Origin of the sequence: Pseudomonas sp. MD195_PC81_125 (assembly GCF_014060985.1) — a bacterium.
GTDB classification, from domain to species: Bacteria; Pseudomonadota; Gammaproteobacteria; order Pseudomonadales; family Pseudomonadaceae; genus Aquipseudomonas; species Aquipseudomonas parakoreensis.
In genome coordinates this window covers 1-24,399 of sequence record NZ_JABULD010000067.1, presented here as the reverse complement: position 1 = coordinate 24,399, position 24,399 = coordinate 1, and the positions used below count along the sequence as shown (strand labels likewise).

Here is a 24,399-nt window from a genome sequence, read left to right as displayed (position 1 = left end):
TTCGGCGTTTGGWAAGTGATGACTCGCTGTAAGAGCGAAACCGCCAGCGGCGACACCCGCAGAAACGGATATGCCCCCAATCCAAAAAAAACCAGACCCCGTAACCCGAGGTCTGGCAAAAGTGACCCGCCGCAACGGCGAAACCGTAATCAGCAACCCCCGCAGCAACGGATATGCCCCCAATCCAAACATTGACCCATCCTCAACCCATGCGTAGCCTTGCACCTTCGAGGTTCTTCGGCCCACGCCGAAGCTAAGAAGGGAACGCGGTCAAAGCCGCGGCTGCCCCCGCAACTGTGAACGGTGAAGTTCGTTGCCACGCCACTGCCAGCTCAATTCACTGAGCCCGCGGGAAGGCGCAGCGAATGCCAGGTCCATGGCCTGAACACCGTCAGCCAGGAGACCTGCCTCGTGACAGATTTCTCACTACAACCGGGCGGGGTGATCCGGTGGCGAATTCTTCCGCGCGCACGCCCGCAGCGGATCTCGTCCAGTATGCCCGCCACCTTGCCAAAGGGCATCCGATGAAAACACTGGCCAAACTCCCCGTCACCATCGTCACCGGTTTCCTCGGCTCGGGCAAAACCACCTTGCTGCGCCATATGCTCGACAACGCTCAGGGCCGCCGTATCGCGGTGATCGTCAACGAGTTCGGCGAGCTGGGCATCGACGGTGAGATCCTCAAACAATGCACCATCGGCTGCACCGAAGAAGAAGCCACCGGTCGCGTCTACGAATTGGCCAACGGCTGCTTGTGCTGCACGGTGCAGGAAGAGTTCTTCCCGGTGATGCGCGAACTGGTCGCCCGTCGCGGTGATCTCGATCACATTCTGATCGAGACGTCCGGTCTGGCCCTGCCAAAACCCTTGGTCCAGGCTTTCCAGTGGCCGGAAATCCGCAGCGCCTGCACCGTTGACGCGGTGATCACCGTGGTCGACAGCCCGGCCGTGGCCGCCGGGACCTTTGCTGCGTTCCCGGACCAGGTCGATGCCCAGCGCAAACTCGATCCGAACCTGGATCACGAATCGCCGCTGCATGAATTGTTCGCCGACCAACTGGCCAGCGCCGATCTGGTGATCCTCAACAAGGCCGACCAGACCAGCCAGGAAGACCTCGCTCGCGTGCGCGCTGAAGTCGCTGAAGAACTGCCGCCAGCAGTAAAAATCATCGAAGCCAGCAACGGTCGCCTGCCGCTGGACGTGTTGATTGGTCTCGGTGCCGGATCCGAAGAACACATCGACAGCCGTCACAGCCATCACGATCACCACCACGACGGTGATGACGACCACGATGACCACGATCACGACGCCTTCGATTCGATCTCCATCGAACTGCCGCAAGCCGACGAAAGCCTGCTGCTCGACGCGCTGACGCAACTGGTTGTGCAGCACGGCATCCTGCGTGTGAAGGGCTTCGCGGCGATTCCGAACAAGCCGATGCGCCTGTTGATTCAAGGCGTGGGCACGCGTTTCGACAAGCACTTCGACCGCCAGTGGGGCGCTGACGAAGCGCGCGTCACTCGTCTGGTGTTGATCGGTCAGGAACTCGACGCTGCGCAACTCGAAGCGCAACTGCGCGCCGCGCTCAGCGTTTAAGCCATGCACCTGCTCAGGACCCAGCCCGGCGGTTTCGTGTCGGATGACAACATTGCCGACCTTGGACAAACCCCCGCCGAGCTGGTGATCCTGTGCAGCGGCGACTCCAGCCTGGCGCTGCTCGCCGAAGCGGCGCAGCAACTGCCCGAGGATTACCCGAGCCTGCGCCTGGCCAATCCGATGCAGGTGCAGAATCACGCTTCGGTCGATCTGTATGTCGAGGAGGTGCTGCGGCACGCCAAGGTCATCCTGATTTCGCTGCATGGCGGCATCGCCTACTGGCGTTATGGCGTCGAGCGTCTGGTGGAATTGTCCGAGCGCGGCGTGCAGGTGATTCTGGTGCCGGGGGATGACCGTCCGGACCCGGAACTCAGCGACCTGAGCACCGTGCCCGCCGAAGATCGCGACCGTCTCTGGCAGTTTTTGCGTCAGGGCGGCATGGGCAATGCGCTGGGCTTCTTCCATTGTCTGGCCAACCGCTGGCTGGCGCGGGATTACGCCTGGGGCGAGCCGCAAGCGCTGCCGCGTACGGCGATTTATCACCCACAGAAAAACACCGCCGCACTGAGCGACTGGCAAGCCGATTGGCAGCCCGGTCAACCGGTCGCGGCGGTGCTGTTTTATCGCTCGCATTTGCAAGCGGCGAACACCGCGTTCATCGATGTGTTCTGCCAGCGCTTGCAGGCGGCGGGGCTCAATCCGTTGCCGATCGCCGTCGCCAGCCTGAAAGAACCCGGCTGTCTGTCGGTGGTCGAGGACTGGCTGGATGAGGTCGAAGCTGCGGTGATCCTCAACACCACCGGCTTCGCGCAATCCAGCCCGGAAGCGCCGCACCTGCGGCCGTTCCGGCGCAATATTCCGGTGATTCAGGCGATCTGCGCCCAGGACAACGAGCCGGGCTGGCGCGACAGCGAACAGGGGCTGGGGCCACGGGATCTGGCGATGCACATTGCCTTGCCGGAACTTGACGGGCGCATCATCAGCCGGCCGGTCAGCTTCAAGGATCTGGCCTGGCGCAGCGAGCGCAGTCAGTCCGACGTGGTCTGCTACCGGGCGCAACCCGAGCGCATGGATTTCGTCGCTGAACTGGCCCGGCGCTGGAGCGATCTGGCGCGGCTGCCGAACGCTGAAAAACGCATCGCACTGATTCTCGCCAACTACCCGACCCGCGACGGTCGCATCGGCAATGGCGTCGGCCTCGACACGCCAGCGGCGGCGTTGAATATCCTGCGCGCGTTGCAGACCGACGGCTTTCCGTTGACCGCGGAGTTGCCGGACAGCGGCACCGCGTTGATCCAGCAATTACTCGGCGGGGTCAGCAACGACCTCGACAGCATCGACCTGCGCCCGTGTCAGCAAAGTCTGGCGATGGACGCCTACCTGGCGATGTTCAATGCGCTGCCCGAGGCCAATCGCGCGGCAGTGCTGGAACGCTGGGGCACGCCGCAAAACGACCCGATGTGCCGCGACGGGCGAATGATGATCGCCGGTCTGCGCTTCGGCTTGACCTTCGTCGGCATTCAGCCGGTGCGCGGTTATCAGGTCGATCCGAGTGCGGTGTATCACGACCCGGATCTGGTGCCACCGCACGGCTATCTGGCGTTCTATTTCTGGCTGCGCAACACCTACGGTGCGCACGCGGTGATTCACGTCGGCAAGCACGGCAACCTCGAATGGCTGCCGGGGCAAGGGCGTGGGGCTTTCGCAGAATTGCTGGCCGGACGCGCTGCTCGGGCCGCTGCCGAACATCTATCCGTTTATCGTCAACGACCCGGGCGAGGGCGCCCAGGCCAAACGGCGCACGCAAGCGGTGATCATCGACCACCTGATGCCGCCGCTGACCCGCGCCGAAACCTACGGCCCGTTGCGCAATCTGGAACTGTTGGCCGACGAATATTACGAGGCGCAACTGCTCGATCCACGTCGTGCGCGAGAGCTGCAACGCGACATTCTGCAACTGGTGCGCGAGACGCAGATCGACCGCGAACTGCAACTCGACGCGGGCCTGGACAGTGATGCCGACGCCGCGATCTGGCTGCCGCGGCTGGACACCTACCTGTGTGATCTGAAGGAATCGCAGATTCGCGATGGCCTGCACATCTTTGGCGAATCGCCGACCGGACGTTTGCGTATCGATACCTTGCTGGCCTTGTTGCGCATTCCGCGTGGCGACGGCAAAGGCGCACAGTCGAGTCTGCTGCGGGCGTTGGCCAAGGCGTTTGAATTGAGCTTTGATCCGCTGGATTGCGCCCTTGCCGATCCATGGAACGGCCCGCGCCCTGCGGAGCTGCAAAGCGTCAGCGACGAAGTCTGGCGCAGCGCCGGCGATACCCGCGAACGCCTCGAACTGTTCGCTACTCAACTGATCGCCCAAGCACTACAAATCCCCTGTGGGAGCGAGCTTGCTCGCGAAAGCGGTGGGTCAGGTACATCAATGTCGACTGACACGACGCTTTCGCGAGCAAGCTCGCTCCCACAAGGGGCGTGTTGGGCTGAAGTGAGGGCGATCATTGAAAACCTGTGCGAAGTCATCGCCCCACGCCTCGACGCCTGCGGCCCCGCCGAAATGCGCGGTCTGCTCGACGCCCTCAACGGCCGCTTCGTCCCCGCCGGCCCAAGTGGCGCGCCCAGCCGTGGCCGTCTCGACGTGCTGCCCACCGGGCGCAACTTCTACTCGGTGGACGTGCGCAACCTGCCGACCACCACCGCGTGGCGCATCGGCTTCCAGTCCGCGACGTTGATTCTCGAGCGGCATTTGCAGGATCACGGCGATCACCTGCGTCAGCTCGGCCTGTCGGTGTGGGGCACCGCGACCATGCGCACCGGCGGTGACGACATCGCCCAGGCCATGGCACTGATGGGCGTGCGCCCGGTGTGGGCCACCGGCAGTCAGCGCGTCGATGATTTCGAGATTCTGCCGCTGAGCCTGCTTGACCGGCCACGGGTCGACGTCACGCTGCGGGTCTCGGGCTTTTTTCGCGATGCTTTTGCCAATTTGATTCGTCTGTTCGACGCCGCCGTGCAAGCGGTGGCAGCGCTGGACGAACCGGATGATCTCAATCCGCTGGCGGCGAAGGTGCGTGCCGAGCGCGAGGCGCTGTTGCAATCGGGGCTGGATGCCGACGCGGCGCGGCGTCAGGCCGGCTGGCGGATTTTCGGCGCCAAACCCGGTGCCTATGGCGCGGGCGTGCAGGGCGCCATCGACGGTCGCCTGTGGCAGAGTCGCGAGGATCTGGCCGAGGTCTACCTGAACTGGGGCGCTTACGCCTATGGCGGGGCGGATGAGGGCACCGCCGCCCGCGAACAGTTCGCCCAGCGCCTGAGCCAGGTGCAGGCGGTGTTGCAGAATCAGGACAATCGCGAGCACGACTTGCTCGATTCCAACGACTATTACCAGTTTCAGGGCGGCATGCTCGCGGCGGTGGAAACCCTGCGCGGGGAAGCGGCGGCGAGTTATCACGGCGATCACAGTCAGCCGGATCTGCCGAAAATCCGCACCCTGAAAGAAGAACTCAATCGGGTGATCCGCTCGCGGGCGGCCAATCCGAAGTGGATCGACGGGGTCAAACGTCACGGCTATAAAGGCGCGTTTGAACTGGCGGCGACAGTCGATAACCTGTTCGCCTTCGACGCCACCACGCAACTGATCGACGATCATCAATATGCGTTGCTGGCCGACGCCTATTTGCTCGACCCGACGACCCGGGATTTTGTTCGTGAACACAATCCGCATGCCCTGCGCGACATGACCGAACGCATGCTGGAAGCGCAGCAACGCGGGATGTGGCAGGAACCCGGCGTGTATAAAGAAGCACTGGAAAACCTGCTGCTGGATATAGAAGAAGACACCTGATGCACCGCAATCCCCTGTGGGCGCGAGCTTGCTCGCGAAGGCGTCGTGTCAGACAGTATTTTTGTAGCTGGCACACCGCTTTCGCGAGCAGGGATCAACGTGGCTCCCAGCGATTTTCGAAAGATCACCGACCATGACCGAGTATTGAAGATGACCGACATCCCGCATTTCCCGCTCTCCGCCGTGGTCGGCGCTGATGACTTGAAACTCGCGCTGTACCTCACCGCCATCGACCCGAAAATCGGTGGCGTGCTGATCGAAGGCCCACGCGGAATGGCTAAATCGACTCTGGCCCGTGGCCTCGCCGATCTGCTGGCCAGCGGTCAGTTCGTCACCTTGCCACTGGGCGCCACCGAAGAACGTCTGGTCGGCACCCTCGATCTGGATGCCGCGCTGAGTGAAGGTCGTGCGCAGTTTTCTCCCGGCGTGCTGGCCAAGGCCGACGGCGGTGTGCTGTATGTCGATGAAGTGAATCTGCTGCCGGATCATCTGGTGGATCTGCTGCTGGATGTGGCGGCCAGCGGCACCAACCTGGTCGAGCGTGATGGCATCTCGCATCGGCATTCGGCACGGTTTGTGTTGATCGGCACAATGAACCCGGAAGAGGGCGAATTGCGCCCGCAGCTGCTGGACCGTTTTGGCCTGAACGTCGCCCTCAGCGGCCACACCGCGCCGACCGAACGCGGGCAGATCATCCGTCGCCGACTGGATTTCGACAGCGACCCGCAGGCGTTCTGTGCGCAGTGGGAAGCCGAGCAGCAAGCGCTGCGCGAACGCTGCGAACAGGCGCGCATCGCCTTGGCGCGCATTGCGCTGGACGACGAGGCTTTGGCGAGCATCACCGAGCGCTGCTTTGCCGCCGGCGTCGATGGCTTGCGGGCCGATCTGGTCTGGCTGCGTGCGGCCCGAGCCCACGCGGCATGGCGCGGTGCCGAAGCCATTGCCGAGCAAGACATCGATGCGGTGGCGGAATTCGCCCTGCGCCATCGCCGTCGTGGGTCCACTTCGCCCAGCCCTCAACCATCTGCGCAGAACCAGACCAGCACCCAGGCCGAACCAAGCGATGGGCAGGGGCAGTGGGGCGACATGCCTGCTCCGGGCGCTGGCGACTGGCGCACGCCGCGAAGTGCCGAGCTGGCCAAAAAAGTAACCGGCATTCGTCCCCGATCCGACGCGGGGGCGAATGCCAGTCCCCGCGCCGGACGACTCGACTACGGACGCCAGGGCAAGCGCCACGCTGCGCGCAGCGGTCTGGTGAACTGGCCAGGGACGCTGCTAAACGGTCGGCCGCAAACCCGTGAGGACTTGCAGTTTCAGCTGCGCACTCGTGCCCCCCATGAGTTATGGCTGGTGATCGTCGATGCGTCGGCTTCGACGCGTCGGCATCAGGCACTGAGCGATGCCAAGGGTTTGCTCGCGCAATTGTTTGATGACGCTTACAGACAACGGGCACGACTGGCACTGCTGACCGCCAGTGGCAGCGCGCCGCAATGGCAGGTGCAAGGATTGAAGGCTTCAAGTGGCTTGCGCACCTGGCTGGAGACACTGGGCGCGGGCGGCGGCACGCCATTGGTGGCGGCGTTGACGCAGGCGCAGCAATGGCTGATGCAGCGACAAAAGCGCTTTCCGGCCGAGCAGCAACGCTTGTTGCTGGTCACGGACGGACGTTTGAAAACCTTGCCGCCGCTGCTGCCGCTGGGGTGTCCGGGGTTGCTGATCGACATCGAGCGGGGGCCGATCCGTCTGGCGCGGGCGCGGGAATTGGCGGCGGTGCTGAATGCGGAATATCGGCATATCGATGATGTGTGAAGTCTGAGCGGGCCTCTTCGCGAGCAAGGTTGGTGAACACCGCTTGCTCTGTGGGAGCGAGCCTGCTCGCGAAGGTATCGCCTCGGACCATGCGGGATCACCAAAAACCGCAGCGCTGCTCTATGCTCCACCCAGCCCAATCACAAGGAGTGAATCATGCGGGTACTGGTCGCCAATCCTCAGGACGATTTTCGCGTCAAGGCCTACGCCGGCACCAACGGCGTGCTGCTCGCCATGGACTTGGCCGAACCCCGCCGTAATGGCTTGCTCGGGTTTGCCATCGAAAAGCAGCAGGGTGACAAACCGTGGTTGTTCCTGTTCAACAGCCTGACGTTTCCCGGCAAGGTTCACACGTTCCCGCAATATCACGCCACGCCCAGCGATAAGGCACCGCTGCAGAAATTCCGCTGGGCCGATTACGCCGTCAACCCGGGCACGACCCTGCACTATCGCGTGCACCTGGCCTACGGCACGGCGGACGCGCCGCTACTGGGCGAATCGCTCGCGCTGAGCATCACCAGTGACGACGGCCACCCGGCCAATCAGAGCGTGATCTTCAATCGCGCCGTGGCTGCCAGTCAGGCGTTTCAGCGCAAATTTCCCGACCTCGACGCACAGATCAGCGCCAACAAGAACCTGCCCATCGAAGCCTGGCCCGACGCGGCGCGCCTGTGGCTGGAGAACGGACTGCTGGAGCGATTGCTGAGCTTCATCGAGCAGGCTGTGGACGCGCAGTGGGCGTTGGACATTGCGATCTACGAGTATCAGTTGCAGGCGATCATCGATGCCGTGAACGCGGCGTTCGCGCGAGGGGTGCAAGTGCGCGTGCTGTACCACGCCCAGCCTGATGATCCCGATACGACCCTGAACGAAGCGAACCTTGCCCAATTACCAGCGGCGAACAAGCGGGGCCGGGTCACTCACAACATTTTCCACGACAAATTCATCGTCCTCAGCCGAGTCGATGGCGTCGGTCAGCGTCAACCGCAGGCGGTGCTGTGCGGCAGCACCAATTTCACCGCCAATGGCGTGTATCGCCAGGCCAATGTGGTGCATACGCTTGATGACGTGACCATTGCCACGCGCTATTTGCAAACGTTCGAAGAGGTCTGGGCCAACCCCGCCGACGTCGCTGCGACGCGCAACTGGATCACCGAGCACAACCCGATGGATCCGACGCAGCCGCTGTTCGCCGGGTTCTCGCCACGCAGCGGTGGCGGCGATTTGCGTGAGTTTGTCGAGATCATCGAGGCCGCCAGCAAGGACGTGCTGTTTGTCACGGCATTCACCTTGCCGGACGCGATCCTCAATGCGTTGCTTGGCAAGCCCCATGACGACATCCTGCGTTACGGCCTGCAAAACACCGCGAGCCGCATCACCGGGTTTCATGCCGACCGCAGCGCCGAATTCGCCGCCACCGCCTTGCTCAACACCGGGCTGGAAGGCTGGCTGAAAGAAAACATGAAAGGTCAGAAGGGCAACCTGTTGGTGCACACCAAAGCGGTGGTCGTCGACTTCACCAGCGACAGGCCGACGATTATCAGCGGCAGCCACAACCTCAGCACTTCGGCCAGTCACGGCAATGACGAGAACTTCCTGATCATTCGCGGCGACACCGATCTGGCTGATCGTTACGGTCTGGAATTGCTGCGGTTTTATGAGCATTACCGCTTCCGCTATTTCGCGAAAAAACTCGAGCTGAAGCAGGTGAGTCCGTTGGCGGTGGATGACAGCTGGACCAACGATTACTACGTGGAGGGGGATTTGCGCCAGTTGTCGCGGTTGCGCTTTGCCGGACGATGACAGACTCCTGTAGGAGCTGCCGCAGGCTGCGATCTTTTGACTTTGTTTTTTTTAAGGTCAAGATCAAAAGATCGCAGCCTGCGTCAGCTCCTGCAGGGGGGCAGTGGTCAGTTGATACAGATTTTGAAATGATTTCGCTCTGTAGGAATTGTCGTCAGAGCCTGTACGCTCCAAGGCCATTTTTCATTCAGGATTTGCATGAACACCCTCTTGGAGCCTCCCAGTCGTACCTTCTCCTCGCGCCATGGCGCGGTCTTGACGCACTCGCAGCATCCGGTTTTCCGACACCCGTCTATCGTTGACAACGCGGCTTCAGAGCCTTCGCGTTGCACTTTGCCGTGTCCGGCAGCCTGAATTCACTGAAGAGAGATCGAGACATTTTATGGAATGGTTAGCGGATCCCACGGCCTGGTTAGGCTTGTTGACTCTGATCGTGCTGGAACTGGTGCTGGGTATCGACAACCTGGTGTTCATCGCGATTCTGGCGGACAAACTGCCGCCACATCAGCGCGATCGTGCGCGGATCATCGGCCTGTCGCTGGCGCTGATCATGCGTCTGGGCCTGTTGGCGAGCATTTCCTGGCTGGTGACCCTCACGCAGCCGTTGTTCGAAGTGTTCGGCAAGAGCTTCTCCGGCCGTGACCTGATCATGCTGTTTGGTGGTGTGTTCCTGCTGTTCAAGGCGACGATGGAGCTGCACGAACGGCTTGAAGGCCACGTCGGCCAGCGCTCGACCAACGCCGCTTACGCGCTGTTCTGGCCGATCGTGGCGCAGATCGTGGTGCTCGATGCGGTGTTCTCGCTGGACGCGGTAATCACCGCCGTCGGCATGGTCGACGAGTTGGCGGTGATGATGATCGCGGTGATCATTTCCATCGGCCTGATGATTGTGGCCAGCAAGCCGCTGACCCGCTTCGTCAATGCGCACCCGACGGTGATCATGCTGTGTCTGGGCTTCCTGATGATGATCGGTTTCGCCCTGACCGCCGAAGGCCTGGGCTTCCACATCCCGAAAGGCTATCTGTACGCGGCCATCGGCTTCTCGATCCTGATCGAGGTGTTCAACCAGATCGCCCGGGCCCGACGCAAACGTTCGATGCAAGGCCTGCGCCCCCTACGTGAGCGCACGGCACACGCGGTGATGCGCTTGCTGGGCGGACGCAAGCTGGAAGTGGAGGAGGTCGGCGAGGAAATTTCCGATCTGCTGGATGACGGCGAAGCCCCGAGTGCAGAACTGTTCGACCGGCGCGAGCGGGTGATGATCAGTGGCGTGCTGCAACTGGCCGAACGCCCGATTCGCAACCTGATGACCGTGCGCGCCGACGTTGACACCATCGATCTGGCCGACGACGCCGAAACGATCCGGACAAAACTGATGCACTCGTCCTATTCGCGTCTGCCGCTGATCCGCAACGGTGCCGTGGATGAACCGTTGGGCTTCGTGCACAAGAAGGAATTGCTCAAGGAGTACCTGAGCGGCATTGAGCCGAACCTGGAACATCTCGCACGCAAGACCATCAACCTGCTCGACAGCTATTCGATCCTCAATGCGCTGGAGCAGATGCGCGCAGCGTCGACCCACATTGCTTTTGTGGTCAACGAGTTCGGCGACTTCGTCGGCGTGCTGACCATGACCGACATCCTCGAATCGATTGCCGGCGAACTGCCCGATGCCAGCGAAATCGAAGGCCCGGACGTGATCGAAGAGCAGGGCGGGTTTGTGGTCAACGGCGCTCTGAATCTGACGCGTGTGCGTGAACGTACCGGATTTGGTGCGCAGCCAACCGAGGATTATCAGACGTTGGCCGGGCTGGTGATGAGTCTGCTGGATCGTTTGCCGATGAAGGGCGATCGCCTGCAATACGAAGGCTGGCAGATGACTGTGGTGGCCGTGGAAGAGCGGCGGGTGACGCGGGTGTTGCTGGCGCGTGATGCTGCTGTGTAATGCTTTGCTGTCTTGCCGGCCCCATCGCCAGCAGGCTGGCTCCCACATTGATCGGTTTACCTGCACATTCCCTGTGGGAGCAAGCCTGCTCGCGAATGCAATCTGTCCTGCGCCACAAAATCACTGATGAAAAGTGAAGCGATCCTTGCCCGTATGCTTTGACTCATACAACGCGTCATCCGCCTTGACCAGTGCCTGATTCAAGGTATCGCCATCCTCCACCCGAGCCACACCCATGCTGATCGTGACCGGGTGCTGTGTCGGTTGCTCGCGAACCACCCGGCACAACTCGCCAGCCAGCGCCTCGACATCCTCGCGGCGCACGCCCGCCATATAAATCGCAAACTCTTCGCCACCCATACGAGCGAATTCGTGCTGCATCATCACAGTCTTGATGTCGGCAGCCACGCGCTTCAGCACTTCATCGCCGATGTCGTGACCGTATACATCATTCACTTTCTTGAAGTTGTCGATGTCGATCATTGCCAGATAGTGGTCATGCTCGCGAGGAAGGGCTTTCAGATGCTGTTGCGCGACGGTCATGAACGACCGGCGGTTGGGGATCTCGGTCAACGTATCGTTATAGGCCTGATCGAGCAGCAGCCGGGACATGATGTAGTTGTAGAGCTTGGCCTCACGCAGTTTGAGGAAAGTGTAAATCGTCAATGAGCAGAGAAACACGCTGTAGCAGGCGGTCATCACACCCCGGAGTTCGATCAGGGTAGTGGGGGTGTTGATGAATGGATTGAGTACCAGCCAGATAATCACTTGCGTCGCAAAGAACGCCCCGCGACTCAAAGGCAGTACCGAAACGCTATACAGCATGCTGGCCGCCGCGAGCACCAGCCAGGAGCTATGGACGGCGGGCGGGATACCACTGACGATCAACCGCACGCCGATGGTGAGTCCCAGTACAAACAGCAGCGTGATCAGGTCAAAATGCCGGGCCTTGCGGGTGAAGCCCAGCACCACGGTCAGCGCTGCAAAGAACGCGATGAAGGCCATCGAACGCCAAGTGAAGCCCTGTGCCCCGAGGAAACTCACGACCAGATCAAACACCAGCCAGATCGCAATGCTGGCGATGTAAATCAGCAGGCTGAAACCATGCAGCCGTTCGAATTCATGCTGGATGAACTCGGCCCGCAACTCGGCGGGCGCAGTCTTCTTCAGTACCTGCTCTTCAATGAGTTTGTACATTGCTGCCTTGCTGCTTGCGTTGATTGTCGAGGATTGCCCGCCCCCATGGGCGGTAACGCAGGGAAAATACCGCGCTGGCGTGGCAGCCTGTGGATGTCGCATCGAGCGGCGCAGGTTCGGCACGAAAGGCCTGCCCCTCGGCACTGATCTGCCGAAACGCCTCGCGAACGATGCCCACGGAGCAGGGCAGTGCATTCGCATAGCCGTTGCGCACCACTGGCGACAGTTTCTTCGTACCGGCGCCATCCTGCCACCACACCTGAACCCTTGCGGCGCTCAGTTCACCCAGCCATTGCCCGTTTACCCCCGGTGCGAGTTTGCCGGCACTGAATGCACTGATGTGCAACGGCGCATCGAGCTTGCTGGCGAAATCCTTGAGCTGGCGTTGCAATGTGGCTCGGCGATCTGTCGCCAAAAAGTGCAAGTCGTCCAGCTCCAGTGGCAGATACCAGCCATTGACCGGCAGCTTCCAGTCCCTGCGCAGTTTTTGCTGTTGCGCCAGTGACTGACCCAACTGTGCCTGCCAGTAGGTACCAAGGCTGGCGCTGTCCAGTTCATCGATGCGCTGGTAGTAAGCCGGATCCATTTTCAGACCAAGCACCAGTTGCAGGCCTTGTTGTTGCGCCAGCTGCAGGCTGTTGGCGAGCCAGCCGTTGGCGCCGCCAAAGTCCGAATCACCATAGGCAGTCCATTGCACGATCACGGTGCGGGCACCCTGACGCACCGTGTTTCGCCAGATTTGCTGCCACTGAGCCTGACTGAGGCTGGCATCGACATTCAGCGGTTGGTAAAAAACGCGCTCGTCGGCACGCACGACAACTGCGCCAAGCAGCAGACAGAAAAACATCATCCAGCGCGCCATCAGAAATTCCACTCCACGCCCAGTAACACACCGTTGCCGCCGTCATACAGATTGCCGCCCAACGATTGCTGATACTCAGTGCGCACGGTCAGTTTGGAGCGGTAAGCGTTGTAGCGATCATCGTCGTACCACCATTGCCAGCGCAGGCCGACCCCGGTGCGCAGATCCTGACGCCAGTCATTGCTCGGGTCCTGACTGGCAAACTCCAGAAAACCATAAGGCATGATCGTCTGCGCGGCGTTGGACGGCAGCTTCCACGCATGCCCTTGCTGGAAACGCGACAGCCACTGATGGTCGCCAGCCTTGGTCCACCACGCGGCATCCAGATAGAGAAAGCGCTCATCCCAATCGCTTTCATCAACGCGCCAGTCGTTGCGGTACTGTCCCTGATCGAGGAACGAGGCCGTGGCGCGCAACAGGTAATCGGTGGTGGTGTGACCGTCCTGGCGATGATCGTCGAGCTGATCCGAGAGTTTGTGCGGATTGATCATCTGCCCCAGGCTCAGGCCGTGGTTGTCTTGCTCATCGAACTGGCTCTGCTTGTAGATTTCAGCGTAGAGGTTGATGTTTTGCGTACCCCAAGGCTTGTAGCGCAGACCGACGCCCGCCGCAGCGGATTCAGCGTAGCTGGAGCGACTCTGACCACCGAGCAGAACCCGCCCGTAGACTGACAGCGTGCTGCCCGCGCGGCTCGGTTCTTCGCCCAGCGCGTGGTCCCACATCGCCACTTGCACGTTCTGCGAGCCGGCACTGCGGCGTGTACCTTTGCTGTTGTCGTCGCGCAGGAAGTCGTTCGTCGACACTCCCGCAGGCGACCAGGTGCTGGCGAGGGTGAAGCTGTCACGACGCGACAGGGTCTCGTGGGCACGACGCTGGCGGTAGCGCCGGGCTTCCATACTGCCGTCTTCGTCGTCGGCGGCCACCGGGTGCTGCTCCAGATCAATGACCCGACGCAGTTCCTTGCGTGCCGAGGCGCTGTCTTCTACTTCGTCATAGCGCCAGGCCAAGGTTTCGCCGAGACGGTAATCCTCGGGGAAATCGCGGGTGGCCTGCTGCAGATAAGGGATCGCCCGGGCGCGCTCTTCGCGAGTCGGTGCGCCGGACAGGCGCATGCCGTAATCGGCGCGATAACGTGGGTTGTTCGGCTCGCGGCGTACCGCTTCCGCCAGCCACGCATTGCTTTGCGCCAGGTCGCCGGCCTTTTGTGCGGTGACGGATGCGGCATAGAAATGCCCGGCATCCGGTGCCTGCTGCAACGCCTGACGCTGGCGCTGCAAGGCCTCGGCATGTTCGCCACGGGCATCGGCAATCGCTGCGCCGAGCGCCCATTCATTGGCGCCACGGGCCTTGCTTTGCTGCCAGTAACCCTCGGCAGCCTGGTTGTCACCGGCATTCAGCGCGCTGCGGCTGGCGGTCAGGCGGGCGTTGTCGCTGAGTTCAGCGGCAGGAATGCTGCGCCAGATTGCCAAGGCTCCTGCGGAGTCGCCCGCCGCTTCCAGCGCGTAGGCCAGCGGCAGACGGCTGCTGCGGTCACCGAGTTTTTCTGCTTGCTGGTAATAAACCACGGCCTCACCGGGGCGATCCGGCATGGCGCAGCGGCCGAGCGCACGGTAATCGCCAGCGGCTTGCGGGTGATTGCCAAGCGCTTGCTGCACGGCATCGCACTGACCGTTTTCTGCCAGTTGCGCAAGCAATTGGCCGCGCGTGGCACCGTCGATATGACGGATCAGTGATGCCATCCGCTGCTGTTGTGCGGGTGTGGTGTCTTTGGCTGACGCGTAGATTCCAGCCAGACGCTGCAGCGCGCTGTGCGGCAGGCGTCCGCCGAAGTGGTCGTAGGCGTTTTCCAGCAGTGCCTGCGCGTGGGCTCGATCGCCGCTGTCGAGTGCGAGGAAACTGGCCTGATTCAGCGACGCCAGATCGCCGGTCTGGCGGTAGTGGTATTCCCACAGCGTTTGTTCCTCGGTGCGGCGTCCCATGGTTTGGGCCAGTTGCGCGCGGCGTTTGACCACCGCCGGGGTCTGTGGCTGCCCGGCGAGCCAGACCATGACCTTGCTGCTCTGGCCCTGTTCCTGCCAGACATCGAGCAGTTGCGCCTGTCGTCGACTCTCCCACGGCTGCGGCAACGTTGTGCTCTGCAGCAGATCGGTAGCCTGCAAGCGCTGGGCGAGCACCAGCCACGCTTGTGGATCTTCGTTTGGCTGGCAACTGCGCAATTGCGTCAGTGCGGCTTCCGGGTCGTGACGCGACAACCAGTCGGTGGTTTCCAGGCAGGGGCGCTGCAGGTCGTTGCTCAGGCGTTGAACGCTGGGCACATCGTCGGTCTGGCGTGCCAGTTCCCATAGCCGCTGGCGTTGTGCCGGATCCGCCAGATCCTCAGCAGGCAGTGACTGCAGCCAGCGCTGCGCCTGTTGATCGTGGCCCATGGCGATGGCGCGATCGACCATCGCCAGACGCACCTTGCGCGCGGCCTCGGGACTTGGGGCCTGTTGCAGCAGTTGTTGCAGCGGTTTTTCGTCCAGTCGCTGCACATAGGCGTTGGCCAGACGTTGCCAGCCCTCGGCATCCAGTTGGCTGCGCGCCGCGAGCGGCGCCAGTTGCTCGATGGTGCCGCTCCAGTCACGCACTTGCTCGGACCAGTTGGCGCGGGCCAGACGCAAGATGTTGTCGTCGCCCTTGGGCGCCAGTTGCGCCAGCCAGTCATGGGCCTTGGCCGCACCACCGAATTTGGCCAGGGTCAAGCTGTAGGCCTGCCACAGGCGCACGCGGTCGTTGAGGTCGCTGGTCGCCATCCATTGCTCGACCTGAGTGCTGCCGGGTGGATCCTGTTCGATCCAGGTCAGACGCAAGTCCAGCGTCGCTTCGCTGTCATTGGCCGGCAAGGCTTCGACGGCGTCCTTGTAGCGCCGCTGTCTGGCCAGCGATTCCACCAGCAATGCCCGCGCTTCGTCGTTTTTCGGGACTTTTTCCAGCAGGTGGCGCATCAGCCGCTCGACTTCTTTCCAGTTGCCTTTTTTTCGCTTCGCGGTAGCTGCGATCCATGTAGGGATAGCTGCGGAACTGTTCAAAGTCGCTCAGCGGCGCGGCCTGCAGCGGGTATGCGGTACTCAGACCAAGCAACAGGCTGCCCATCAGCAGGGGGTAACGATATACAGGTTTCATGCGACCTCCCGGACGATGCGGAAAGCCGCTTGTTGTTCACTGGCCTGATCGGCCAGGGCCTGCTGGAGTACTTCCTCAGTGATGATGCCGCGGGCAATCAAGTGTTCGCCGAGGGACATCTTGTCCGCATCGAAGTCGATCAGCGCCTGATTGAACAGGGTCGGCGGCACCATGCCGCGCACCTGCAGCAGATTGCCGAGCAACACCTGATGGCGGCTCACCCGTTCCAGCAGTGCTTCGTCGTCCTGATGGCGCGCAAGCACTTGCAGCATGTGACGCACTTCTTCGCTTTGCCGGGGGCTGGCGTACCAGTAGCGAATCCCCAGCGTCACCCGGCCTTGCGGTGCCAGACGACAACGCACCGGGCGTTGTAACTGGCGACTGATTGCGCCGAGCGAAACCTGGCTGACCGGACCTTCGGACGCCAGCACCAGCGTTTTGCCTTCCTCGGCGACGGGCAGCACGCCGTAGTGGCTCGCCACCCGGCGCGGTACGGCGTCGATCAGGCGCGGGTCGAGTTTGAACGGATTAAGCGGAGCCCATTCCAGCTCCAGTTGGTCGGCCAGTTCCTGTACCAGTTGGGTGCTGTTGATGTACTCCCGCAGCAGCAGTTCGCGACCCAGGCGCCGACGTACCGGGCTGGTGATGGCGGCTTCGAGCTGGTCTTCGGTAAGCAGGCCTTTATCCACCAGTCGGTGACCCAAGGGGGTACGCTGGGCCTTGGTCAATGCGGGGAACTCATGGGTCGTCTTGTCCCAGGCTACGCGCCGCGAATCGCCCATTTCCATGACCTGACGCAGCGCGCGCAGGTTGGCGAAGAAGTTGACGAAGTTGCTCCACATCATGCGGGGCGCCGAGAGCAGTCCTTCCACCAGTCCGTAATAGCGAGTGACAAACCAGCCCCGCTGAAACAGCCGATTGAGCAGCATGAAGCCGTTGAGCCAGAGCAATATCGAGAGCAGCGAGCTGTCGGAGAGAATCGATGGATAGCGCCACGAGTCGGGTGAAATCACCGTAATCAGCCACATCGCGATCAACACCACGAACAGCAGGTTGACCAGAAAGCTCAACAGGTACGCGATCAGCCCGCGACGGTCACGCCACAGGAAATAGTTGAGCAGGCCCTTGCGGCTCCAGCCGAGATTCTTCGTGCCTTGAAAGACGATGCCGACGATCCAGCGCGATTTCTGCCGGATTGCATGTTGCAGGTCGCGAGGAAAAATGCTCACGCACACAAATCACTTGGGAGAACTCGCGGTTCATGCCGAGCACCCACGGTTGCTCCAGTGCCAGTGTCGGATCGCTGACGGAGTAACGGGCAAAGATACACTTCATGCCTTTTTGCTTGAGGCGGAAACCGATGTCGTAGTCCTCGGTGAGACTTTGCACATCGAAGGCGATGCCGTCGCCGTCTTCAAGCAGGGCGCTGATGGCCTTGCGACTGAAGCAGGTGCCGACCCCGGCGCTCGGCACCTGACCGGTCAGGGCCTCGCGCACGATGACGTCCTTGCCATGGTTCTCGGCGAACTCGTCGACATAGTGCCCGGCGGTAAAGCCTTTCCACTCGGGTGCATAGGGGTAAACCGGGATCTGGATCAGGTCCTTGTTTGGCAGCAGATAGTTGAACAGGCGCAATTCCATCGGCGAAATCACGTCTTCGGCGTCGTGCAGGATGAAGCCGGCGAACTGGATTTTCGCCTCGCTTTCAAAGCGCAGGATCGCGTCGATGATGTTGTTCAGGCAGTCGGCCTTGCTGGTCGGACCAGGACGGGCGCAGACCACTTTGTGCACGTTGGGGTAGTGCTGGCAGACCGCGTCGACGTCGGCCTGGGTTTCGGCGTCGTTAGGGTAGGTGCCAACGAAGATCTGATAATTCTCGTAATCGATGGTCGAGGCGGCCAGCCGCGCCATTTCGCCGACCACACCGACCTCGTTCCACGCCGGCACCATGATTGCCAGCGGCTTTTCCGTAATGGTGTAGAGCCGCTGTTCGTCGGCGCGCTCGAATTTTTCGTAGACCCGCCAGCGCCGGATCAGCTTGCGGAACCAGTAGACCAGATCGATGAACAGGTCATCCAGACCAAGAATGAACATCAACAGGGCGAGGGCAATCGCCACATATTTGAGAGCAAACAGCACATACGCAAAGAAGTCGACCCAACCCAGACTCATACGGCGCTACCCGCCGCCGAGCGAGCGCTCAGCCAGGCGTGGAGTCGGGTGGCGATCAGTTCGCTGGCGTGGCCGTCGCCGTAGGGAAAGTGCACGCGGCTCATGCGGGCGTAGGTGTCTTTGTCATCCAGCAGTCGGCTGGATTCTTCGACAATACGCGCCGTGTCGGTTCCCACCAGCAGCATGGTGCCGCTTTCCAGTACCGACGGCCGTTCGGTTACATCACGTAGCACCAGCAGTGGTTTACCGATGGCCGGCGCTTCTTCCTGGACGCCGCCGGAGTCGGTGAGGATGAAATGCGCGCGGCTCATCAGCCACACGAAATGGGGGTAGTCCTGCGGGGCGATCAGGTAGATGTTGGGTTTGTCCGAAAGCGTGCCGTACACCACTTCCTGCACCAGCGGGTTGAGATGTACCGGGTAGACGAATTGGACGTCCGGATAACGCTCGGCGAGTTCGGCCAGCGCCTGGCAGATGTTGCGAAAGCCATCGCCGATGTTTTCCCGGCGATGGCTGGTGATCAGAATCATCCGGCGCCGATCATCGAGTACAGCCAAGGGTGAATCGGCGGCTGGGCGCCAGTCGGTTTGTTGCTGGTGATTGCGCATCCACAGCAAGGCATCGATCACGGTGTTGCCGGTGATTTCGATGTTGTCCTCGGGCACCCCTTCACGCAACAGATTGGCGGCGGATTTCGAGGTCGGCGGGAAATGCAGGTCGGCGATCACGCCGGTCAGACGCCGGTTGGCCTCTTCTGGCCAGGGAGCGCGCAGGTTGCCGGTACGCAGCCCGGCTTCGACATGGCCGATCGGCAATTGGCGATTGAACGCGGCGAGGGCGGCGATGAAGCTGGTGGTGGTGTCGCCGTGCACCAGCACGATATCCGGGTTGACCCGGTCGTAGGCCTGGTCCAGTTGCGACAGCAGATGTTGCGACAGGCCGTTGATGGTCTGGCCCTGGGTCATCACTTGCAGGTCTTCGTCGACCGCCAGTTCAAACGCGTCGAGCACCTGAGTGAGCATCTCCCGATGCTGGCCGGTGGAACAGATGTTCAGTTGGATGTCAGGCCACTGACGCAGAACCCGGGCCAGCGGGGCCATTTTGATGGCCTCCGGACGAGTACCGAAAACCATCATGACTTTAAAGGACATTGACCCCTCCTGGGACATGGCGACACCTGAGTGCTATTGCCGCAAGCGCGTTCTCTTACCGAGAAATAAAGAAAAGCAGCCGGATGGAAACTTGTCCAATCCGGTCGAAGACGGGTGTGTTACCGATGATTTGGAATGAAAGTGCCATCGGTTGATGGCGCTTGGCTGGCACTTTCAGCGAAAGTTTTGCTGACGTGGGCGAGGGAGGGTGCAGAGTGTGCGCAGGGTTTGGCGCAACCATGCCAGATCGTGCCGTGGCTGGCGGACTGCGGCAGGCGCTTTGGTTCTGCCAATGTGCCGGGCGAAATCTTCACTTAATGTTTGCGCACTGCCGATGCCCTTGAGCTTCTTCATGAGTTTGCCGTTCTTGTAGAACAGCACCGTCGGTGTACCGGTGACCAGCGGATGGCGCGGCGACTCACGGGTATTGAGCATGTAGATATTCGCTCGCAGCCGATATGGCTCGGCAATTTCTCGAAACACCGGCCCGGCCCATTCGCAGGCAGGACAGTGTTCATTGGCGAAGTACAGGATCACCGGGCGCCAGGTTTTCAGGGCTTTGCGATAAACCGGGGCCAGATTGGAAATGGTATTGGCAGCGCTCATTGAGAACTCCTTTTCAACGACCTCGAAGGTTCGATGACGTTAAAGAAGGGTGAAGAACAGGTCTACTGTCAGAAATTACAGGTGGCCTGTGGATTCGCGAGATTTTTCCCACTTTTATGAAGGACCGGCCCGACACGAAGCCCGGAAATGTGGAATGTCGGGACGTGATACCTTTTTCACTCATCCGAAAACGGAGGTGGGACTTATATCGTTCTTTATGTCGTAGCGAGAATTTCTGAATTGAAACGAAATCCCATTGCCACCGTCGCCGCTAGTGACAGTAAAACTGTCGTAGTCCTTCATCGGATCGAGCCCGTTTTCAACTGCGCGTCTGAAAAGGAGTATGAAGCGATAATGGACAAACTAGAGGATCAGAAGCTGATCGCGTTGTGTGAGGAGCGAGAAAATGATCCCTTTTTTAAAGTCTCGCTAGATGACCTATGAGACAAATCCGAACTTCAATCGCATTGCACCGAATCTGCTCATCCGTGATCCATCTGGGAACCGGCTACTCGCTATTTGTAGCCTAAGGTAGCGCAGCCCATCAGTACCCGCACTCGGCTCCATTTTTCGCGTTTCCCGCATCTCTTTGATTCCAAAAACATTTCAATCCTATAAAGATTCCCCGCCATTCCTGTGGCACACTTTCTGCTGTCTATTCCGTAGTAACAAACCGTATTCCGGTATAGCGGAATAAACATCATCCTGGAGTGCTTGCCATGCATCGCCGTCCTTCGTTGTTCAAAGCGTGTGTTTTTGTTCTTGCGGCTTCGTCCGCTGTCATGGGCATGGCCCAGGCAGCCGACAGCAAACTCGACAGTGTTCTGGCCCGGGGCAAGCTGATTGTCGGCACCGGCAGCACCAATGCGCCGTGGCACTTTCAGGGTGCGGACGGCAAGTTGCAGGGCTTTGATATCGACATCGCCAGGATGGTGGCCAAGGGTTTGTTCAATGACCCGAACAAGGTCGAGTTCGTCGTGCAGTCGTCCGATGCGCGGATTCCCAACCTGCTGACCGACAAGGTCGACATGAGCTGCCAGTTCATCACCGTCACCGCCAGCCGTGCGCAGCAAGTGGCGTTCACGTTGCCGTACTACCGCGAAGGCGTCGGCCTGCTGCTGCCGGCCAACAGCAAGTACAAGGAAATCGAAGACCTGCAGGCTGCCGGTGACAGCGTTACGGTGGCCGTGCTGCAAAACGTCTACGCCGAAGAACTGGTGCACCAGGCGCTGCCCAAGGCCAAGGTCGATCAGTACGACAGCGTTGATCTGATGTATCAGGCGGTGAACTCCGGCCGTGCCGATGCCGCGGCTACCGATCAGTCGTCGGTCAAATACCTGATGGTGCAGAACCCTGGCCGCTACCGCAGCCCGACCTACGCGTGGAGCCCGCAGACCTACGCCTGCGCGGTCAAGCGCGGCGATCAGGATTGGCTGAACTTCGTCAACACCACGCTGCATGAAGCCATGACCGGCGTTGAGTTCCCGACTTACGCGGCATCCTTCAAGCAATGGTTCGGTGTCGATCTGCCGTCGCCGGCGATCGGTTTCCCTGTCGAATTCAAATGATCCCGTGAGAGCGGGGCGATACAAATCGCCCCGCTCAAGGTACTGCTGACCATGAACTATCAGTTGAACTTTGCAGCCGTGTGGCGCGATTTCGACACCTTGCTGGCGGGGCTCGGTCTGGGTCTTGAACTGGCGCTGGTGTCGATTGCCATCGGCTGCGTGATCGGCCTGCTGATGGCGTTTGCCTTGCTCTCGAAGCATCGCGCCTTGCGGGTGCTGGCCTCGGTGTACGTCACGGTGGTGCGGAATACGCCGATCCTGGTGTTGATTCTGTTGATCTACTTCGCTTTGCCGAGCCTGGGGATCCGTCTGGACAAGATCCCGTCGTTCATCATCACGTTGTCGCTGTATGCCGGTGCCTATCTGACCGAGGTGTTCCGTGGCGGCTTGCTGAGCATCCCCCAAAGGCCAGCGTGAAGCGGGGCTGGCGATCGGACTCGGTGAATGGCAGGTCAAGGCCTACGTGACCGTGCCGGTCATGCTGCGCAACGTGTTGCCGGCGCTGTCGAACAACTTCATTTCGCTGTTCAAGGACACCTCGCTGGCCGCCGCGATTGCAGTGCCGGAGTTGACCTACTACGCGCGCAAGATCAACGTCGAAAGCTACCGGGTGATTGAAACCTGGCTGGTGACCACGGCGTTGTATGTCGCGGCCTGTTACCTCATTGCCATGCTGCTGCGTTACCTGGAGCAGCGTCTGGCAATCCGCCGATAGGAGGCTGCGATGTACGAATCCCCCAGTTGGTTACATGAGTTGTGGGTCGCTCGCGAGACCTTGTTGCAAGGGTTTCTGACCAGTGTGCAGGTGTCGGCGCTGGCGATTCTGTTCGGCACGCTGCTCGGCGTCGTCGCCGGTCTGGTGCTGACTTACGGCAAGTTCTGGATGCGCGCGCCGTTTCGTTGTTACGTTGACCTGATTCGCGGTACGCCGGTGTTTGTGTTGGTGCTGGCCTGCTTCTACATGGCGCCGGCGCTCGGTTGGCAGATCAGCGCGTTTCAGGCCGGTGCGCTGGGTCTCACGCTGTTTTGCGGCTCGCACGTTGCCGAGATCGTGCGCGGTGCCTTGCAGGCCTTGCCGCGTGGGCAGATGGAAGCGAGCAAGGCGATTGGCCTGACGTTCTATCAGTCCCTCGGTTATGTGTTGCTGCCACAAGCGCTGCGGCAGATCCTGCCGACCTGGGTCAACTCGTCCACCGAAATCGTCAAGGCTTCGACCTTGCTCTCGGTGATCGGCGTCGCCGAACTGCTGCTCAGCACCCAACAGATCATCGCCCGGACCTTCATGACTCTGGAGTTCTACCTGTTCGCCGGTTTTCTGTTCTTCGTCATCAACTACGGCATCGAATTACTCGGCCGGCACATTGAAAAGCGGGTGGCCCTGCCATGACTCAAGCTCAAGTTTCCAACGTTTCAAATGGCCAGCCACTGCTGGATATCCGTGGCCTGCACAAACAGTACGGCGCAGTCGAAGTGCTCAAGGGCGTCGATCTGAGCATGCAGCGTGGCAACGTCGTGACGCTGATCGGCTCCAGCGGTTCGGGCAAGACCACCTTGCTGCGCTGCGTGAACATGCTCGAAGAGTTCCAGGGCGGACAGATCCTGCTCGACGGCGAGTCCATCGGCTATGACGAGGTCGGCGGTAAACGTGTGCGCCACGCGGAAAAAGTCATTGCCCGCCATCGCGCCATGACCGGCATGGCCTTCCAGCAATTCAATCTGTTCCCGCATCTGACAGCCTTGCAGAACGTCACCCTCGGTCTGCTCAAGGTGAAAAAAATGCACAAGGACCAAGCCGTCGCTCTGGCCGAGAAAATGGCTGGAGCGGGTCGGCCTGCTGGAGCGGCGCAATCACTTTCCCGGGCAGTTGTCCGGCGGTCAGCAACAGCGCGTGGCGATTGCCCGGGCGATTGCGATGAACCCGAGCCTGATGCTGTTCGACGAAGTCACCTCGGCCCTCGATCCGGAGCTGGTCGGTGAAGTGTTGAACGTGATCAAGGGACTGGCCGAAGACGGCATGACCATGCTGCTGGTGACCCACGAAATGCGTTTCGCCTTCGAGGTCTCCGACAAGATTGTTTTCATGAATCAGGGGCGGATCGAAGAGCAGGGGCCTCCCAAGGAGCTGTTCGAACGCCCGCAATCGCCGCGTCTGGCTGAGTTTCTCAAGAGCACGCGGTTCTAATTTTTGCTTTGTAATCAGGAGAACTACCCATGAGCATTACTCGATACGGCACCGGCAGCACGGCCGCTGGCGGTCAGCCACGTCCTTTCGCGCGCGCCGTTGAAGCGGACGGCTGGCTGCACGTCTCCGGCCAGGTGCCGGCAGTGGACGGCGAGATCATCGTTGGCGGCATCGTCGAGCAGACCCACCAGACCATGAAGAACCTGATCGCGATTCTCGAAGAGGCCGGTTATGGCCTGGAGGATGTGGTGCGGGCCGGGGTGTGGCTGGACGATCCCCGGGATTTCAGCAGTTTCAACAAGGTTTTCGGCGAGTACTTCAAGCCTGAACATGCCCCGGCGCGGGCCTGTGTGCAGGCGAGCATGATGGTCGATTGCAAGGTCGAGATCGATTGCATCGCGTACAAGAAAAAGGCCTGATTGTCGTCGGCTCTTGTAGGAGCTGCCGAAGGGCTTGCGATCTTTTTGATCTTTAAATAAAAGTGCAGCAAAACA

Annotated in this window: 11 protein-coding genes, 6 pseudogenes and 1 riboswitch; of the genes and pseudogenes, 11 read left to right on the top strand and 6 right to left on the bottom strand. The window is 60.9% G+C overall.

Annotation, left to right across the window (positions count from 1 at the left end):
• The first annotated feature begins 213 nt into the window (after nucleotides 1–213).
• Nucleotides 214–427, top strand: a riboswitch (cobalamin riboswitch).
• Between the two features lie 97 nt (nucleotides 428–524).
• The 6 genes and pseudogenes from cobW to HT737_RS03295 all read left to right on the top strand — a co-directional run bounded on the left by cobW (nucleotide 525) and on the right by HT737_RS03295 (nucleotide 11,005).
• Nucleotides 525–1,595 (top strand): cobalamin biosynthesis protein CobW, encoded by a 1,071-nt coding sequence (gene cobW, locus HT737_RS03320; RefSeq protein WP_047294811.1) that lies wholly within the window; start codon nucleotides 525–527, stop codon nucleotides 1,593–1,595.
• Nucleotides 1,596–1,598: 3 nt separating this feature from the next.
• Nucleotides 1,599–5,448: pseudogene (gene cobN, locus HT737_RS03315) on the top strand (cobaltochelatase subunit CobN).
• Between the two features lie 150 nt (nucleotides 5,449–5,598).
• Nucleotides 5,599–6,598, top strand: a pseudogene (locus tag HT737_RS03310) (ATP-binding protein).
• A gap of 104 nt (nucleotides 6,599–6,702) precedes the next feature.
• Nucleotides 6,703–7,257, top strand: a complete 555-nt coding sequence (locus HT737_RS03305; protein ID WP_080963285.1) for a VWA domain-containing protein — start codon at nucleotides 6,703–6,705, stop codon at nucleotides 7,255–7,257.
• A 156-nt stretch (nucleotides 7,258–7,413) separates the two neighbouring features.
• Nucleotides 7,414–9,060, top strand: a complete 1,647-nt coding sequence (locus tag HT737_RS03300) for a phospholipase D-like domain-containing protein (protein ID WP_182401427.1) — start codon at nucleotides 7,414–7,416, stop codon at nucleotides 9,058–9,060.
• 382 nt (nucleotides 9,061–9,442) lie between these two features.
• Nucleotides 9,443–11,005 (top strand): TerC family protein, encoded by a 1,563-nt coding sequence (locus HT737_RS03295; protein ID WP_182401425.1) that lies wholly within the window; start codon nucleotides 9,443–9,445, stop codon nucleotides 11,003–11,005.
• A 120-nt stretch (nucleotides 11,006–11,125) separates the two neighbouring features.
• Here the strand turns inward: HT737_RS03295 and HT737_RS03290 are convergent, their stop codons facing one another.
• The 6 genes and pseudogenes from HT737_RS03290 to HT737_RS03265 form a co-directional block, all read right to left on the bottom strand.
• Nucleotides 11,126–12,202: a diguanylate cyclase gene (locus tag HT737_RS03290; protein WP_182401423.1), complete on the bottom strand. Its 1,077-nt coding sequence runs from the start codon at nucleotides 12,200–12,202 to the stop codon at nucleotides 11,126–11,128.
• Nucleotides 12,186–13,064: a DUF4434 family protein gene (locus HT737_RS03285; protein WP_182401421.1), complete on the bottom strand. Its 879-nt coding sequence runs from the start codon at nucleotides 13,062–13,064 to the stop codon at nucleotides 12,186–12,188. The genes HT737_RS03290 and HT737_RS03285 overlap by 17 nt, the downstream gene beginning before the upstream one ends.
• Nucleotides 13,064–16,226 (bottom strand): annotated as a pseudogene (locus HT737_RS03280) (phage receptor). The gene HT737_RS03285 and the pseudogene HT737_RS03280 overlap by 1 nt, the downstream one beginning before the upstream one ends.
• Nucleotides 16,223–18,398 (bottom strand): annotated as a pseudogene (gene nrfB / locus HT737_RS03275) (cyclic di-3',5'-guanylate-activated glycosyltransferase NrfB). The pseudogenes HT737_RS03280 and nrfB overlap by 4 nt, the downstream one beginning before the upstream one ends.
• Nucleotides 18,395–19,549 carry a non-hydrolyzing UDP-N-acetylglucosamine 2-epimerase gene (gene wecB, locus HT737_RS03270; protein WP_182401419.1) on the bottom strand — a complete coding sequence of 385 codons (1,155 nt, stop codon included), beginning with the start codon at nucleotides 19,547–19,549 and terminating at the stop codon, nucleotides 18,395–18,397. The pseudogene nrfB and the gene wecB overlap by 4 nt, the downstream one beginning before the upstream one ends.
• A gap of 174 nt (nucleotides 19,550–19,723) precedes the next feature.
• Complete coding sequence (locus tag HT737_RS03265) at nucleotides 19,724–20,155, bottom strand: co-chaperone YbbN (RefSeq protein ID WP_182401417.1); 432 nt, start codon at nucleotides 20,153–20,155, stop codon at nucleotides 19,724–19,726.
• Between the two features lie 719 nt (nucleotides 20,156–20,874).
• Here HT737_RS03265 and HT737_RS03260 point away from each other — a divergent pair.
• From HT737_RS03260 to HT737_RS03240, 5 genes and pseudogenes are all read left to right on the top strand, one after another.
• On the top strand, nucleotides 20,875–21,723 hold the full coding sequence (locus HT737_RS03260; protein ID WP_047294802.1) for a transporter substrate-binding domain-containing protein: 849 nt from the start codon (nucleotides 20,875–20,877) through the stop codon (nucleotides 21,721–21,723).
• Nucleotides 21,724–21,774: 51 nt separating this feature from the next.
• Nucleotides 21,775–22,438, top strand: a pseudogene (locus tag HT737_RS03255) (amino acid ABC transporter permease).
• 9 nt (nucleotides 22,439–22,447) lie between these two features.
• Nucleotides 22,448–23,110 carry an amino acid ABC transporter permease gene (locus tag HT737_RS03250; RefSeq protein WP_182401415.1) on the top strand — a complete coding sequence of 221 codons (663 nt, stop codon included), beginning with the start codon at nucleotides 22,448–22,450 and terminating at the stop codon, nucleotides 23,108–23,110.
• Nucleotides 23,107–23,905: pseudogene (locus tag HT737_RS03245) on the top strand (amino acid ABC transporter ATP-binding protein). The gene HT737_RS03250 and the pseudogene HT737_RS03245 overlap by 4 nt, the downstream one beginning before the upstream one ends.
• A gap of 29 nt (nucleotides 23,906–23,934) precedes the next feature.
• Nucleotides 23,935–24,324: a RidA family protein gene (locus HT737_RS03240; RefSeq protein ID WP_007912330.1), complete on the top strand. Its 390-nt coding sequence runs from the start codon at nucleotides 23,935–23,937 to the stop codon at nucleotides 24,322–24,324.
• The last annotated feature ends 75 nt before the right edge of the window (nucleotides 24,325–24,399 follow it).